This is a genomic window from Kitasatospora sp. NPDC004615 (assembly GCF_042873545.1).
Taxonomy (GTDB): domain Bacteria; phylum Actinomycetota; class Actinomycetes; order Streptomycetales; family Streptomycetaceae; genus Kitasatospora.
Window position 1 is genome coordinate 760,129 of sequence record NZ_JBIALQ010000001.1, and the last position, 15,009, is coordinate 775,137.

At 73.0% G+C, this 15,009-nt stretch carries 14 protein-coding genes; 5 read left to right on the forward strand and 9 right to left on the reverse strand.

Going from position 1 to position 15,009, the window contains the following annotated elements; translation table 11 throughout:
* Window positions 1-573: 573 nt before the first annotated feature.
* A complete protein-coding gene (locus ACFYS8_RS03535) occupies window positions 574-1,203 on the reverse strand; it encodes a LysE family translocator (protein ID WP_387635139.1) in 630 nt (209 codons plus the stop codon).
* A gap of 122 nt (window positions 1,204-1,325) precedes the next feature.
* Here ACFYS8_RS03535 and ACFYS8_RS03540 point away from each other — a divergent pair, with 122 nt between their 5' ends.
* Complete coding sequence (locus ACFYS8_RS03540) at window positions 1,326-1,787, forward strand: Lrp/AsnC family transcriptional regulator (protein ID WP_387635142.1); 462 nt, start codon at window positions 1,326-1,328, stop codon at window positions 1,785-1,787.
* A gap of 4 nt (window positions 1,788-1,791) precedes the next feature.
* Here the strand turns inward: ACFYS8_RS03540 and ACFYS8_RS03545 are convergent, their stop codons facing one another.
* Window positions 1,792-2,133 carry an antibiotic biosynthesis monooxygenase family protein gene (locus ACFYS8_RS03545; RefSeq protein WP_387635145.1) on the reverse strand — a complete coding sequence of 114 codons (342 nt, stop codon included), beginning with the start codon at window positions 2,131-2,133 and terminating at the stop codon, window positions 1,792-1,794.
* Between the two features lie 232 nt (window positions 2,134-2,365).
* On the opposite strand from ACFYS8_RS03545, the gene ACFYS8_RS03550 reads away from it, so the two are divergent.
* Window positions 2,366-2,623, forward strand: a complete 258-nt coding sequence (locus ACFYS8_RS03550; protein ID WP_387635147.1) for a Prokaryotic metallothionein — start codon at window positions 2,366-2,368, stop codon at window positions 2,621-2,623.
* Between the two features lie 75 nt (window positions 2,624-2,698).
* Here ACFYS8_RS03550 and ACFYS8_RS03555 read toward each other — a convergent pair whose 3' ends face one another.
* The 3 genes from ACFYS8_RS03555 to ACFYS8_RS03565 all read right to left on the reverse strand — a co-directional run bounded on the left by ACFYS8_RS03555 (window position 2,699) and on the right by ACFYS8_RS03565 (window position 6,190).
* Window positions 2,699-3,931 carry a cytochrome P450 gene (locus ACFYS8_RS03555; protein ID WP_387635149.1) on the reverse strand — a complete coding sequence of 411 codons (1,233 nt, stop codon included), beginning with the start codon at window positions 3,929-3,931 and terminating at the stop codon, window positions 2,699-2,701.
* Window positions 3,932-3,997: 66 nt separating this feature from the next.
* On the reverse strand, window positions 3,998-4,936 hold the full coding sequence (locus ACFYS8_RS03560; RefSeq protein WP_387635151.1) for an EI24 domain-containing protein: 939 nt from the start codon (window positions 4,934-4,936) through the stop codon (window positions 3,998-4,000).
* Between the two features lie 21 nt (window positions 4,937-4,957).
* Entirely contained in the window at window positions 4,958-6,190 is a 1,233-nt protein-coding gene (locus ACFYS8_RS03565) for an MFS transporter (RefSeq protein WP_387635154.1), read from the reverse strand.
* 239 nt (window positions 6,191-6,429) lie between these two features.
* Here ACFYS8_RS03565 and ACFYS8_RS03570 point away from each other — a divergent pair, with 239 nt between their 5' ends.
* On the forward strand, window positions 6,430-7,674 hold the full coding sequence (locus ACFYS8_RS03570) for a cytochrome P450 (RefSeq protein ID WP_387636826.1): 1,245 nt from the start codon (window positions 6,430-6,432) through the stop codon (window positions 7,672-7,674).
* A gap of 51 nt (window positions 7,675-7,725) precedes the next feature.
* Window positions 7,726-8,811, forward strand: a complete 1,086-nt coding sequence (locus ACFYS8_RS03575) for a DUF5937 family protein (protein WP_387635157.1) — start codon at window positions 7,726-7,728, stop codon at window positions 8,809-8,811.
* A gap of 77 nt (window positions 8,812-8,888) precedes the next feature.
* On the opposite strand, the gene ACFYS8_RS03580 is transcribed toward ACFYS8_RS03575, so the two are convergent.
* From ACFYS8_RS03580 to ACFYS8_RS03590, 3 genes are all read right to left on the reverse strand, one after another.
* Complete coding sequence (locus ACFYS8_RS03580; protein WP_387635160.1) at window positions 8,889-10,490, reverse strand: M4 family metallopeptidase; 1,602 nt, start codon at window positions 10,488-10,490, stop codon at window positions 8,889-8,891.
* Window positions 10,491-11,020: 530 nt separating this feature from the next.
* Complete coding sequence (locus tag ACFYS8_RS03585) at window positions 11,021-11,920, reverse strand: GNAT family N-acetyltransferase (protein ID WP_387635162.1); 900 nt, start codon at window positions 11,918-11,920, stop codon at window positions 11,021-11,023.
* Window positions 11,921-11,962: 42 nt separating this feature from the next.
* Window positions 11,963-12,637, reverse strand: a complete 675-nt coding sequence (locus ACFYS8_RS03590) for an SMI1/KNR4 family protein (RefSeq protein WP_387635163.1) — start codon at window positions 12,635-12,637, stop codon at window positions 11,963-11,965.
* Between the two features lie 532 nt (window positions 12,638-13,169).
* On the opposite strand from ACFYS8_RS03590, the gene ACFYS8_RS03595 reads away from it, so the two are divergent.
* On the forward strand, window positions 13,170-13,631 hold the full coding sequence (locus tag ACFYS8_RS03595; protein WP_387635166.1) for a nucleoside deaminase: 462 nt from the start codon (window positions 13,170-13,172) through the stop codon (window positions 13,629-13,631).
* 655 nt (window positions 13,632-14,286) lie between these two features.
* Here ACFYS8_RS03595 and ACFYS8_RS03600 read toward each other — a convergent pair.
* A partial coding sequence (locus ACFYS8_RS03600; protein ID WP_387635168.1) for a hypothetical protein occupies window positions 14,287-15,009 on the reverse strand: 723 nt, incomplete at its 5' end.

Consider the following 15,009-nt stretch of genomic DNA (forward strand, 5'->3'; position numbering starts at 1 on the left):
GCCGGTGCGGAAGAACAACAAAGCAGGCTCGACGCGGGGCCGGGCGGGCAACGGTACACGCGCAGCGCGCGGCAAGCCCGGGAGCCGCAGGGCAGGCGCTGCGCGCGGCGAGCACGAGAACCGCAGCGCGGGCGCTGCGCGCGGCAAGCGCGAGAACCGCAAGGCAAGCGCTGCGCGCCGCAAGCCCGAGAGCCGCAAGTCAGGCGCTGCGCGCGGCCGATACGCGGGAACCGCAAGGCAGGCGCTGCGCGCCGCAAGCGCGAGAACCGCAAGGCAAGCGCTGCGCGCCGCAAGCCCGGGAGCCGCAAGGCAAGCGCTGCGCGCCCCAAGCCCGAGAACCCCAAGGCAGGCACTACGCGCCGCAAGCGCGAGAGCCGCAGGGCAAGCGGTGCCGGGCACTGTGCGTCGGCGGAGGGACGGCCGGCGGCGAACCGTCCACGGCGCTGCGCGGCCCTGACGATCCGTCGACGACCTGGCGCTGCGCGCGGCGGCTCCGGCCGCCGGGGCGGGCCGGATCACGACAGCCCACGAGCGCGCTTCGTCCTCGTCGCCTGCCGAAGGCTGCCCGTGGCGTCAGGCGGCGGCCGTGACGCCGGCCACCGCCAGCAGCAGGACTGCGGAGATCGCGGACAGGCGGCGGGCGGCGGTGGGGGTGGTGGTCAGACGGGCGGCGAGGCGGGCGGTGGTGAGTGCGACGGCGGTGTAGATCGCGGCGCAGCAGAGGACGTTGATGGCGCCGAGGGTGGCGACCTGGGCGCCGACGGGGAGCGCGCCGTCGGGGGTGACGAACTGGGGGACGAGGGAGAGGTAGAGGAGCAGGCCCTTGGGGTTGAGCAGGGCGGTCAGCAGGGATTGGCACAGGACGACGCGGGTGGGTTGGGGCGGGGCGGCGGTGAGGGCCTCGGCGCGGCCGCTGCGGCGCAGGGTGAGCAGCATGGTGACGGCGAGGAACGCGAGGTAGCCCGCGCCGGCCAGGCGCAGGACGGGGAGCAGTCCGGGCAGAGCACGCAGCGCGGCGGCCAGGCCGGCTGCGGAGAGCAGGGTGTGGATGCCGTAGCCGGCGCAGACGCCGGCGACGGCGGTGAGGGCGGCGGTGCGGCCCTGGCCGAGGCCGCGGGCGGCGATGTAGAGCCAGTCCGGTCCGGGGGTGCAGACCAGGAGCAGGTCCACGCCGAGGAAGAGCAGCAGGGCATGCGGGTCCATGGCACCTTGGGTTTCGCGTGAGGGGGCAAGCAGGGGGACGTCCTGGACGCTATCTGTCGGGCGGTGGCAGCCGATGTCCCGTTTTCGCTGGTCAGCCCCCTCGTGGGGCAGAATGTTGCGCCATGGACCGCCTCGACCGCAGAATCCTCCACGAGCTCCAGCAGGATGGCCGGCTCACCAACGCCGAACTCGCCGACCGGGTGGGGCTGACGCCGTCGCCGTGTCTGCGCCGGGTGCGTCAGTTGGAGCAGCAGGGGGTGATCCGCGGCTACCGTGCGCAGCTCGATCCGGTGGCGGTGGGGCGTGGGTTCCAGCCGTTCGTGACGGTGGTGATGCGACACGAGGACCGGTCCACGGTCGCGGAGTTCGAGCGTCGGGTCGCGGAGCTGCCGGAGGTGGTGGAGGCGCACCGGCTGTTCGGCGACCCGGATTATCTGCTGCGGGTCGCGGTGGCGGATCTGGCGGCGTACGAGCGTTTCGTCACGGACGTGTTGTCCGGCCTTCCGGGCATCGCGCAGGTGCACTCGCACCTGACGATGAAGCAGGTGAAGGCCGACCAGGGCATTCCCGTCCAGCGGGGGTGACCGGTCAGTCGGCGGGGGCGGCGCCTTCGCCGACGGCCAGGTCGAGGCGGCGCAGCGAGTGGAAGTGCGCGACGGTCGGGGGGTGCTCCAGTTCGTGGAGTTCGTCCTCGGACCAGACGGGGCGGATCCGCCACATCGGTCCGGCGTAGGCGCGCAGCGCTTCCTCGTCGCGCCAGCGGGTGATCATCTGGACGCGGTGGTCGTCGTCGACGAGGGCGCACAGCAGTTCGCCGCCGAGGAAGCCGTCCCACTGGTCGAAGCCGGGCAGCACGGTGGAGGCGAGCCGGGCGCAGAACTCCTCGACCCGGAGTGGGGAGACCTGGGCCTCCCAGATTCGAATGATCATCTCGGCCTCCTCGGCGGTTCCCGGGCCCTGCTGACCATTATCGGACCTGACCGTGTTCCGACAGCTCGGCGCGGTGAGCAGCCGCCGCGGAGCCGGTGAGTAGCCGCCGCGGAGCCGGTGAACAGCCGCCGCGGAGGAGCCGGTGAACAGCCGTTCGGACCGCCGCCGATTGCCGCCCGTCCTGCCCGGCCCAAGACTCGGCCGTGGACCCGTACGGCGAGAGGAGCCCGACATGGCTGTCTGCGTGGTGTGCCAGAACGACTACTGGCTGTCCTTCGAGATCAAGACGATCACCGGCGACACCTACGTCTTCGACAGTTTCGAGTGCGCGATGGAGAAGCTGGCCCCGCGCTGCGAGCAGTGCACGGTGCGGATCGTCGGCAAGGGCGTCGAGGTCGCCGGCCGGTTCTTCTGCGGTGCCAGCTGCGCCCGGACGAACAGCGTGCTCGGCGCGGAGATCCGCGACGCGGTCGGCAGCCACCCGGGCTGACCTGCGACGACGTCACCACGGGCGGCCACCGGCAAGGCGGCCGCCCGTACCGTCGCCGTACCGTTGCCCAGCAGCTCAGAACGTGAAGCGCAGGGCCCGGACCCGGTGGTCGAACGAGGACGGGACGAGCTCCGGCTCGGCAGTGGAGCGGATCCCGGGCAGCCGGGTGAGCAGTTCGCGCAGCAGGGTGCGCATCTCCTGCCGGGCCAGGTGGGCGCCCAGGCAGAAGTGCGGGCCGCCGCCGCCGAAGCCGAGGTGCGGGTTGGGCGAGCGGGTGATGTCGAAGGCGTCCGCGCGGTCGAACACCGCCTCGTCGCGGTTGGCGGAGCCGTAGAACAGCACCACCTTGTCGCCGGCCGCGAGCCGGATCCCGGAGAGTTTGTGGTCGACGGCGACGGTGCGGCGGAACTGCACGATCGGCGTCGAGTGCCGGACGATCTCCTCCACGGCGCCGCCCAGGTGCGCGTCCAGGTCGCCGAGCAGCAGTTCGCGCTGGTCGGGGTGGGCGGTCAGCAGGTGCAGGCCGTGGGCGAGCGCGTTGCGGGTGGTTTCGACGCCGGCGACCAGCAGCAGCGAGAAGAACGCGCCGAGTTCGCGCGAGCCCAGCCGGCGGCCGTCGACGTCGGCGGTGACCAGCGCGGAGATCAGGTCGCCGGTGGGACGGCGGCGCCGTTCCCGGCCCAGCGCGGCCACCGTCAGGTGCATCGCGGCCAGCGCGTGCAGCCCCCGGCCGGGCACCCGCAGGCCCCGCCGGGTGACGCCCGCCGACGCGGACGCCCGGTTGATCCGGGCCAGGATGGCGCGGCGCTGCGCCTCGGGGATGCCCATCATCGAGCAGATCACCTGGTACGGGAGTTCCCCGGCGACGGCCGAGACGAAGTCGGTGGGGCGTTCGCGCTCCAGCCGGTCCACCAGGCGGGCGGCGGTCCGCGCGATGTCCTGCTCGACCTCGGCCAGCAGCCGGGGCGTGAACGCCCGGCCGACCACCCGGCGCAGGTCGGCGTGCCGGGGGTCGTCCAGGTTGACCATCGAGTCGCCGAACACCGCCCGCACCCAGCGGGCGGGCTCCGGCGACGTCACCCCCGGCCCCGAGAGGTACACCTCCGGCGACCGGCTGGCGGTCATCACATCCGCGTGCCGGACCAGCGCCCAGCAGCGCCGTCCCGTCGCCCGGTCGGTGAAGGCCACCGGCCCCGGACGCTCCCGCAGCCGGCCGAACGCCTCGGCGCGCAACTTCTCGGGGAGCCGCCAGAACGCGGGGTCGCCGAGGTCAATGCCGCGCGGGGCGGCGTCCACGGATACGGGCATGGGGACGTTATCGCGCAGTCGGTGACGCTACGTCAAATCGCCGAATACGTTCGGTGAGATTTTCGATCAGCCCTGCTGCCGCGGGTCCGCGGGGTACGGCTGCTGCTGGTACGGGTTCTGCGGGTGCGCCTGCTGGTACGGATTCTGCGGGTGCGCCTGCTGGTACGGATTCTGCTGGTAGGGGTTCTGCGGGTACGGCTGCGACGGGTACGGGTCCGCCGGGTGGCCGTCCGGGCCGTCGTCCGGCTCCTCGACGGGCTCGGGCTCCTCGTGCGGCGCGATCTCGCGCGCCAGCAGCGTCGCGCCGGCCACCGCGCCGGGCATCGCCAGCACGGTCAGCACCGGGATCAGGAACAGCAGCACCAGTCCGGCGCCGAAGCCGACCGCCATCGACATCCGGGAGCGCAGCAGGCGCAGCCGCTGCTTCTGCGACAGGCCGCGCTTCTGCAGGGGCGTGCCGGTGAGTTCGACGGTCAGGAAGAAGCCGGAGACGCAGATCCCGATCACCGGGACCACGGTCTGGCCGACCACGGGGATGAACCCGCACAGGAAAAGCAGGATGCCGAGGCCGGCGGCGCGCAGCAGGATCGCCAGGCTGTCGCGGGCGGCCGCCCACAGTTCGCGCCAGAGCGGCAGGTCGGGGCTCTGCGGGCCGCCGCCCTCGGTCTCCTCGACCTTCGCCGACAGCGACTCGTAGAACGGTTCGCCGATCAGCAGCGTCACCGCGGTGAAGGTGAGCATGGCCAGCAGTCCGCCCATGCCGACCGCGGCCGCGCCGACGGCGATCCGGACGGTGTCGCGCCACACCGTGGACCAGTGGTCGGCGAAGGGTGTCGCCCAGGCGGCCAGGTCGCCCGCGTAGGTGATCAGCACGGCCAGTGCGGCCAGGTATCCGATCAGGGTGATCAGCGCCGGGATCATCCCGAAGCCCCACCAGCGGCCGTGCCGCGCCACCCATCGCTGCCCGTTGAAAAGGAATCGCAGTCCCGCCCCGAAATCTCGCATTCCCGCACCTTAAAGGAACCGTCAAACCGCCTGGGCACCCGGTCGGTTCCGATCCTGCGTCGTTGCGACGATCGCCGACGCGCCCGCGGTGGCGGCGGCGAGGGTGCCCCACAGGGCGAGCGGTCCGACGGCGGCGAGGGCGGTGATGACCGCCGGGGAGACGGCCAGGCCGAGGCCGGTGGAGAACTGGAACCGGGCCAGCACGCGGCCCAGCACCGGCGGCGGGGTCAGCGCGGTGACGAGTGCGGTGGCGCTGCCCGCGTACAGGATCTCGCCGAGCGTGCACGGCACCGAGACCAGCGCCACGGCGAGCGGTCCGAGCGGCGCCGCCAGCAGGAAGCCCAGGTAGCTCGCGGCCAGCACGGCGCCGGACAGCGCCAGCACCGTCCCGCGCGACCAGCGGGCCAACGCCCAGGTGGTGACCGGCAGTTGGAGGGCCACCACGAGTACCGTGTTGGCCACGAACACCGCCGCCGGCCACGCCGGGGAGGCGTGCAGTACCGTCACCAGGACGAGCGGCAGGGCGACCTCGGGCACGTTCAGGCAGAACACGTACACCACGTTCGCCAGCAGGACCGCGCCCAGCCCTCGGCCGGTGCCGACCGCGCCCGGTGCGGCCGTCCGGGCGGCGGGGGCGGCCGTCACCCGCACGGAGCGGGCCAGCAGCGCCGCCGCCAGGAAGCCGGCGCCCGAGACCGCCGCCAGCGCCCGCAGTGCGGGGGCGCCGCCGCTCAGGCAGACCGTCGCCAGCAGCGCGCCCACCCCGAGGCCCGCGTTGCGCACGGCCCGGCCGGCGGCCAGCGCCGCGTCCCGCAGCGCGCCCTTGGCGACGGTGGCGACCAGCGCCGCGTGGGCGGCGGGCCACGCCTGGTTGCCGACGCCGAGGATGAGCGCCGCCACCGCGAACGGCACCACGCTCCCCCGGGGCGCGGCCAGCAGCACGGCGACGCCCGCCACCCGCACCAGCATCGACGCCGCGACCGCCGTGCTGCGCGCGCCCCGGTCCAGCCAGCGCCCGAGCGGCGGCATCGCGGCCAGGCCCGCGACGATCCCGACCGTCATCGCCAGGCCGGTGGCCGCCGGGCTCAGCCCGAGCACCGTGATTCCGTACAGCAGCAGGAACGGCCGCAGCAGCCCCGTACCGAGGGCGTCCACCGCCAGCGCCACCGCGTAGCGCGCCCCGCCGCTCGCCCGGACGAGTTGGCGGGGCGTGGGCCGGGCCTGCTTCGGCCGGGGCATCGTGATCGTCGTCATGCCGCCCACCGTGTTCTGCCGGCCCGCGCGGGTCACGTGGGTTGACGATCCTCGTCAATCGGGGAAGGCGGGCGAGAGTGCGCCGGGGGCGCGCGGGCGCAGGGCTCTGCGCTCTCGACGGGTGCCGGGCGGCGGGCCATCCTCGACCGTGCACGCGCGCCCCGCGCGGCCTCGAACCGTGTGAAGGAGCCCTCGTGGAGCGCCAGTTGGACAACCGGCCGCCCTCGCTCAACCGCCCGCTGGAGTGCCCGGTCAACCGCCCGGCGCTCGTCCTGGACCCCACCGGGCGGGCCCGCGACGCCGAGAGCGCCGAACTGATCGCGCGCGGGCCCGCCGTACCGGCCGACATCCTCGGGGTGCAGGTGTGGGCCGTGTCCGACCCCGACCTGCTGGAGGACCTGCTCAAGGACCCGCGGATCGCCAAGGACGGCCAACGGCACTGGCCCGACTACGAACCGGTCGCGGCCGGCTGGCCACTGGCCCTGTGGGTGACGGCCCGCAACATGTTCTCGGCCGACGGCGAGAACCACCGCCGCCTGCGCCGCCTGGTGAGCGCGGCCTTCACCGCCCGTCAGGTCGCCGCGCTGACCGGCCGCATCGAGGAGATGACGGCCGCGCTGCTCGACACGATCGCCGCCGCCGGCGCCGACGGGGCGCCGGTGGACCTGCGCGAACACCTGGCCCGCCCGCTGCCGATCCTGGTCATCGCCCACCTGCTCGGCCTGCCCGACGAACTGCGCGACGGCTTCCGCCACCACGTCGACGGCGTCTTCGACACCACCCTCGGCCCCGAGGAGTCCGCCGCCAACAACCTGGCGTTCTTCACGCTGATCGGGTCTCTGATCGCCGCCAAGCGCGAACACCCCGGCGACGACATGACCTCCCTGCTGATCGCCGCCCGCGACACCGAGGGCGACGGCAGCGCCCTCACCGAGGAGGAACTGCTCGGCACCGTCCTGCTGGTGGTCTCCGCCGGCTACGAGACCACCGTCAACCTGATCGACAACGCCATCGCCATGCTGCTCACCCACCCCGACCAACTCGCCCTGGTCCGCGCCGGCAAGGCCGGCTGGGACGACGTGGTCGAGGAGTCGCTGCGCCGCGAGGCCCCCGTCGCCCACCTGCCGCTGCGCTTCGCCCTGGAGGACATCGAACTGCCCGGCGGAGTCACCGTCCACCGCGGCGAGGCCATCCTCGCCTCCTACGCCGCCGCCGGCCGCCACCCCACCCGCCACGGCGACACCGGCACCCTCTTCGACGTCACCCGCGCCGTCAAGGACCACCTCGCCTTCGGCCACGGCCCGCACTTCTGCCTCGGCGCCCCTCTCGCCCGCCTGGAGGCGCGCACCGCCCTGCACGCGCTCTTCGAACGCTTCCCGCGCCTGGCACTCACCCCCGGTCTCCACCTGGAGCCCGTCGACTCCCTGATCTCCAACGGCCACCGCACCCTGCCGGTCCTCCTGGACGGCCCGGGCCGCTCGTAGCACGTGACCCCCGCGCGGAGGTGCTGCCGGGCGCGCGGCGAGGATGGGCGGGTGACCCTGCGCATCGACCTCACCGGGACGCCGTCCGAGCGGATCCGGTTCGCCGTCTCGCCGCTCGCCGAACTCACCGCGATGCTGCACGTGCTGGCCGCGCCCGAGCACCACCCGCAGTACGCGGGGTGGGCAGCCGGAGTGTGGGCGGGCCTGCGTCCGGAACTCGCGGACCGGCTGCACGAGGCCGAGTTCCTGTGGCATTCCTCCCGCGCCGACTTCCTGCTGCCCGCCCGGCCCCGGGCGACGCTCGCCGCCGAACTCGACGAGATCGACCGGATCGACGACGACCGGTACGTCCGGGCCGCGCTGGTCACCACCTGCGGCTCCAACCGCCTCACCTTCGGCGGCGGTTCACCCCTGCACGACCGCGCCGCCCGGACCGTCGCACTCGACCTCGCACAGGCCCGCGGCCCGCTCCAGGAGGCGTTCGCCTCCCGCCTGCTCGCCGACCCCCGGGCCCTCCGGGACCGGGTCCGGGACACCCTCGATCAGTGCGCGGACGCCTTCTTCGACGCCGAGTGGCCGGCCCTCGCCACCCGACTCGGGCAGGACGTCCAGGCCAAGTCCGAACTGGGCCGCCGCCAGGGCCTGTCCGCCGCACTCGCCGAGGTGTCCGCCGCGATCGCCCTGACCCCCGACGGCGACTCCCTCGTCCTCGACAAGCTCCAGGACAACACCGCCACCGCCGGCCCCGCGGGCGTCACCTTCCTGCCCAGCGCCTTCGGCCACCCGCACCTGGTCACCGTCCACGCCCCCGGCTGGCAGCCCGTCGTCCAGTACCCGGCGGCCGGCGGCGAACGCGCCGTCACCGTCCCGCTGGACACCGTCCAGCTCCGCCTCGACGCCCTCGCCCACCCCGTCCGCCTCCGCCTGGTCCGCACCCTGGCCCGCGCCCCGCACACCACCACCGAACTCGCCCGCGCCTGGGACCTCACCCCGCCCGAGGTCTCCCGCCACCTCGCCACCCTCCGCCGCGCCGGCCTCCTCACCGCCCACCGCCAGGGCCGCTACGTCCGCCACGCCCTCAACCTCCCCGCCACCACCGCCCTCGGCACCGACCTGCTGGCCGCAGTCCTCCGCTGACCGGCACCGGGCCCGGACGGGCGACGGACGAGGCCCCAGCCCGGGAGCTGGAGCCTCGTCACGCACCGTCGGTGGTGCTAGTTGACGTTGACCGCCTTCCAGGCCGCGGCCACCGCGTCGCGCTCCACGTAGCTGTACAGGTCGAGCGCCGCGTTGAGCGTCGCGGCACGGGCGGATTTGTAGGTGCTGTTGGGCATGAGGTAGATCAACACCGCCCGGTACCAGATCGCGGCGGCCTTGTCCCGGCCGATGCCGGTGAGCGTCGAGCCGTCGGCCGTCGGGCTGTTGTAGCTCACGCCGTTGATCACCTTCGGGCCGCTTCCCTCGGCCAGCAGGTAGAAGAAGTGGTCGGCGGGACCCGAGGAGTAGTGCGGGTCTATGCCGTCGATGCCCTGGTACCAGTAGTCCTTGGCGGAGCCGTTCTTGGAAGGCCTGTCCAGGTAGCCCACCGGGAGGCCGGTGCCGTAGAGGTCGAGTTTCTCCCCGAGGAAGTAGTCCGGCGGATCGGCCGGCAGGCTGGCGTACCACTCGACCATGGTGCCGAGGATGTCCGAGGTGGCCTCGTTGAGGCCGCCGGGCTCGCCGGTGCTCCCCAGTCCGGCGGTGGCCGAGGTGAAACCGTGGGTCATCTCGTGGCCGGTCACGTCCAGCTCGGTCAGCGGGTGGGCGTTGGAGGGGCCGTCGCCGTAGGTCATGCAGAAGCAGAGGTCGTCCCAGAACGCGTTGACGAAGTTGTTGCCGTAGTGGACGCGGTTGTAGGTGCCGGTACCGTCGCCGCGGACGCCGACGCGGCCGAAGGTGTTCTTGTAGAAGTCCCAGGTCGTGGCGGCGCCATACTGGGCGTCCACGGCGGCCGACTGGCGGTTGGACGGGAGGCCGTTGCCCCAGACGTTGGTGGCGCTGGTGAACACCGGGTTGCCGGCCACGCCCATGTCTTTGGTGGACAGATTGCCCCGGGTGGCGTCCTTCAGCTGGTAGGTCCCGGCGCCCTGCGTGGTCAGGGTGACGGCCCCGACGTGGACGCCCGTGCCGGTGCCCGTCGCGGTCACGGTCCGGATGTCGTCGTCGCTCGCGAGCACCGCGCCGGTGGCCGCGTCCGTGATCAGCCGCTGACGGCTGGGGGTGCCATCGGCGCGCACGCCCTCCACCACGGTCCGGTAGGCCAGACGCTGGGTGTCCCCGACGGCCCAGACCACCAACTGCGCCTCCCCGGTGGCACCGACCTGCGCGGGCGCCCCGACAGCCGCCCCGAGCGTGGCCCGGACGGCTTCGGTCGCCCCCGCGGCGGCCTGGTCCGCGGAGAGCTTCGGGGAGAGGCTCGGCAGCGCCAACCGCCCGGCGAAGTCCCGGTCGACGGAGCTGATCGAACCGTTGGCCCGCTGGTGCACGATCAGGTCGCCACCGACCACGGGCAGGCCCGCGAAGGTCCGGTGGTAGCGCAGGTGACGGTCGCCATTGGCATCCGCCACCGCATCCTTGACGATCAAACCTTCCTGGCCGCCCAGAGCCAGCGCCCTGGCGAGCGGGCCTGACTCGGCCCGGGCCAGCGAGAACAGCGCATCACGCTGCTGCCCCACTGACGGCACCCCCGCCTGCGCGGGAACGGCCGCAACCTGAATGACGCCCGCCAGCAGGGCGGTGGCGGAGAGTACGGCTCCGACTGTCGGCTTTCGCTTCACGTGCGGGGTCCCTTCCACGAAACCGCAGGTGCGCGGTCGCGCCACGCACCGGGGCGCCGGGCTTGGCACCGTGGGGCGGTACGGGCGGCTGTCGTGCTGCTCCCGCGCGGTCCTCGGCGGCCCATCAGGGTGGGTAAAAGACGGCCGCCGGCCGGGAGTTGGGCAAAAGCATGACAATGCGTCGGGCAAACCGACAGATTCCCTCCACATATTGGCCACCTCCCGCCACCACCCCGGGGCACGGCCCCCACCCGCCGGTCATGTCCCGCTATCACCCCGTTCGCCACCCTGGCGGGATCCCGCCAGCGACCACTCCCTTGCCGCCTCCCGAACAGCCTGCTACTGCCGCGACCCTGGACAGCGATCGAGCCCAACTCCCGTCCCAGCAAGCACAGTTGCAGCGTTGGACCGTCTCCCATGATTGATCTTTTGGTGGGTCGAGGAGAGGTAACGGACGCTACGTGGGCCCGGATCGGGCCGTCGCTGCCGCAGCATGACGGCGGAGTGGACCGTCTCGACCGACCGGGCCCTCATCCCGACGCCGGCGTGCCGATCCGCTTCTCGAACCAGTGGTGGGCATACGGCTCGTCGTTGAAGGCGGCGACCTCCTGGAAGCCGCTGGAGTGGTAGAGACCGATCGCCGCGGTGAGCGCCTTGTTGGTGTCCAGGCGGAGTACCTCGAAGCCTTGCCGGGCGGCTCGGGTCTCCAGCTCGGTCAGGAACCGGCGGCCGAGACCGAGGCCCCGGCTGCTGGGTGCGACCCACATGCGTTTGATCTCGGCCGGGGCACCGGAGGGCAGCTTCAGGCCGGCGCAGCCGACGGGCTCTCCGTGCAGCCGGGCGACCAGGAACAGGCCGCGCGGTGGCCGGAGTTCGCCCGCGTCGGGCAGCAGGCTCCGCGCGGGGTCGAAGCCGTTCTCGAAGCGTGCCTGGATCTCGGCGAAGTAGGACCGCAGGCAGTGCTGGGCGTCGGGGTGGTCCGGGTCGACCACGTCCAGCGTGACCGTCGCGGCGGCCAGCAACCGTTCGACCTCGGCCATGGCGGCCGTCAGCCGGGCGCGCTGGGCCGTGTTGAGCGGCTCCAGGAGAGAGCCGGCCAGCTCGTCGCTGCGGCCGTCGAGCACCGCACGCTCGGCGCGGCCCGCATCGGTGAGCCGGACGGCGCGCACCCGCCTGTCCCGGGGCTGCGGCTCCACCGTCACCAGGCCGTCGGCCTCCAGGGAGCGCAGCAGCCGGCTGACGTACCCGGAGTCGAGCGCGAGGCGCTCGCGCAGTTGCCGCACGTCCTGGCCCTCCTCGCCGATCTCCCAGAGCAGCCGGGCTTCGCCGATGGGCCGGTCGCGGCCCAGGTAGTGGTCGTGGAGCACGCCCACACGTTCGGTGACAGTGCGGTTGAACTGCCGCACCTGGTCGATCTGCGCCTTGTCCATTCTCTGACTTTAGTCAGAGAACCTTGGGCAGGGCCAGAGGCTTCAATGAGGAGACACGGCCTCGTGGAGCGCGTGCACCTCGTGCCACACACCTCGCCGTCCGCCGTCCGCCCAGGTCCACAGCCACTGGCGCAGCGACGGCGCCGCGTAGCGCAGGCCCTCGTGGGGGTTCTCGCCCCAGTCGGGTTCCCAGCCGTCGGCGTCCCAGAGCAGGACGGGATGGTCGACCGCGATCAGCGAGACATGCCACTGCATGCTGCAACCGCCGCCCGTCAGGAAGAGCCATGACCTCGGCGGACGGCACTCGGGCCCTCGCTCGGGAGATGGGATTGCGCAGTACCACTTCGATCCGTACTGGCGTGGGGTGAGCGGGGCAAGGCCGCCTTCCGGGCCGAAGTCGCCGTCACCGATCTCGGTGTACATGCGGCGGAGCAAGGGCGGTAGCCGGTATCCGAGTTGCCGCTCGACGTGCTCGACCTCGGCCGCCGTGAGCGGTGGGAACGGTCGGTCCGGTCGGTCCGGTCGGTCCGGTCGGTCCGCGAGGCCACCGAAGGCACGTCCGCCCCGGGCGAGGGCTCGCAGCCGATCCAGGAGTGCGTCGTCGTCTGCGGCGGTACGGCGGGAGGCATCGGTCACGGGCGGCACCGTAGAGCGCGCCCCGGACAGGTTTCTGGTGCCGGCGGGGAGCCCCGGGCGAGCCTGGCCAACTCCGGTCACCGGCTGCCGCTTTCAGGGATCCAGCCGAATTTTTCGCCGGCAGGAATATGGCGAGCGGCCGGGCCGCCCGGCGCAGCATGATGGCGGCATGGACGATCAGGCTTTCGAATGGGTGACGCTCTTCTCCTACGAGAACCTTCCCGGCTGCCCGCGGCCGGGCCGGCTGATCCTGGTTTGACTGCGGGACCGAGGTATCGACTGGTACCCGTTCACGGACGACGAGTACAGGATCGACCTGATGTGCGGCGTCTGCGCGGACGGGCACTGGCACGGCACGATCGCCGTCCGCTTCCGCGCGGACGCGCTTCGGCGGCTCGGGCTGCATCCCGACCAGCCGACCTCGGCGCCGGCGGACCCGCTGCCGCCGAAGTGGTGGGGGCCATGGACCCGGTGAGCCCCAACCACCTGACACATCAACGGAATCCCGTCACCTCCCCACCTCTCCGAACACTCGATCGAGCGAAGAACGGCCGGCTCGCGGTGGGCGTGGCCGGGAGGGGGTAGACCCGACGCGGACGAGAGGAGGTGGCCGGTGGGCGGTCAGATCGCGGTGGAGCAGGCACGGGAGTGGCTCGCGGTTGCGGTGGCGGAGGCACAACTCGGGCTGGCCGAGGGCGGGATCCCGATCGGCGCCGCACTGTTCGGCGTGGACGGGGAGCTGCTCGGGCGGGGGCACAACCGCCGGGTTCAGGACGGCGATCCGTCGATGCACGCCGAAACGGCCGCGTTCCGCGCCGCCGGCCGCCTACGCGGGTACGGGGACACGGTGATGGTCACCACGCTCTCGCCGTGCTGGTACTGCTCGGGCCTGGTGCGGCAGTTCGGGATCGGGCACGTGGTGATCGGCGAGTCGGTCACGTTCACCGGCGGTCACAGCTGGCTCGCCGAGCACGGCACCGGAATCACCCTGCTGGACGACCCACGCTGCGTACGCATGATGACGGACTTCGTCGCGGCCCGACCGGACCTCTGGCAGGAGGACATCGGCGCATGACGCGTGTGACGCCCTGGCCGCCGCCGTCCGGACCGCCCTGGAACAGTGCTGCCACGGCTCCTCCACCCACCTGCTCGGCTCACTGGCGGCCGGCACCGCCGACAGGTTCAGCGACACCGGCGTGCGCTGGGTGGTGCCGGACGCCGCCTTCCCGTCCTGCCTCGCCACGAGGACGGCGGCCCTCGCCCGGGTCCGCCCCGTCGAACAGGTGCGCAGCGACCCGGACTTCCTGCATTCGGACCGCCGCCGCCTGCTCTTCGTCCGCTTCGCCGGCTTCCCGCTGTTCTGGCGGCTGGACTTGGACGTGCGCGCCGCGTCCGTCGCCGACGACCCCGACTACGACGCCGAGCACCCGTCGGCCCGCGCGAACGACACCGAGTGGTCCCATCCAGCCAGTGCCCTCGCCAACGCCGTCGCCGCCGTCAAAGCCCTGGCCCGCCGCCACCCCGCCACCCCCCACCCCGCCACCCCCCACCCCGCCACCGCACACAGCCTGATCACCCCCCAACACCGGCGACCCACACACCGACCACAGCCCTCGCCGGCCACCACCGCTGACGGCTGCGCCCGCACCCCTGGGCGCCCCGGAACGACCGCGCCCGCCGCTGCGCGGAATCGCACAACGACGGGCACGGAAACGGTTATTGGCAGTACGTCAGCCCCGGACAGAGGCCACGGCCGCCCCCAGCGCTTCCTTGATCCGCGGCCCGAGCCGGGCGAACCCGAGCTCCTTCATCGCCGCCCGCAGCAGCTCGTCGTCGCTGCGCTCGGTCCCGTCCGCGTCGAACCACGCCACCAGCGCGACCAGTTCCTCGGCCGAGTAGCCGGTGATCGGCTTGCCCGGCGTCAACTCCGGCTTGACCGGCCGCGAATCGGAACCCGCCTCGACGACCGGCTCCACGACGGCCTCGGCCGAAGCTTCGACAACCACCTCGGCGACCGGCTCGACCTCAACCTCGGCCACCGGCTCAACGACGGGCTGCTCGACGACCGGCTCCGCCTCAACCTCCGCAGCCGCCTCGACAACCGGCTCAGCCTCAGGCTCCACGACAACCGCGACCTCGACCTCGACGACCGGCTCCTCGACAGCGACCTCAGGCGCAGCCTCAACCTCGGGCTCAACCTCCGCCTCAGCGACGGACTCCGCAACCGGCTCGACCACAGCCTCGGCCGTCACCTCCGCAACCGGCTCCTCCGCAACCACGTCAGCCGCCACCTCAGCAGCGGCCTCCACGACGGCCTCAACCTCAACCTCGGCCGCAACCTCGACCTCCGGCTCAACCTCCGCAACCGGCTCGACCACAGCCTCGGCCGTCACCTCCGCAACCGGCTCCTCCGCAACCACGTCAGCCGCCACCTCAACAGCGGCCTCCACGAC

Bases quoted from the DNA above. Each gene is read 5' to 3' on its own strand.
- ACFYS8_RS03540 (WP_387635142.1), top strand. From the start codon at position 1,326: ATGGACCGCCTCGACCGCAGAATCCTCCACGAGCTCCAGCAGGATGGC.
- ACFYS8_RS03555 (WP_387635149.1), bottom strand. From the start codon at position 3,931: ATGCCCGTATCCGTGGACGCCGCCCCGCGCGGCATTGACCTCGGCGAC.
- ACFYS8_RS03535 (WP_387635139.1), bottom strand. From the start codon at position 1,203: ATGGACCCGCATGCCCTGCTGCTCTTCCTCGGCGTGGACCTGCTCCTG.
- ACFYS8_RS03560 (WP_387635151.1), bottom strand. From the start codon at position 4,936: ATGCGAGATTTCGGGGCGGGACTGCGATTCCTTTTCAACGGGCAGCGA.
- ACFYS8_RS03550 (WP_387635147.1), top strand. From the start codon at position 2,366: ATGGCTGTCTGCGTGGTGTGCCAGAACGACTACTGGCTGTCCTTCGAG.
- ACFYS8_RS03585 (WP_387635162.1), bottom strand. From the start codon at position 11,920: ATGGACAAGGCGCAGATCGACCAGGTGCGGCAGTTCAACCGCACTGTC.
- ACFYS8_RS03545 (WP_387635145.1), bottom strand. From the start codon at position 2,133: ATGATCATTCGAATCTGGGAGGCCCAGGTCTCCCCACTCCGGGTCGAG.
- ACFYS8_RS03565 (WP_387635154.1), bottom strand. From the start codon at position 6,190: ATGACGACGATCACGATGCCCCGGCCGAAGCAGGCCCGGCCCACGCCC.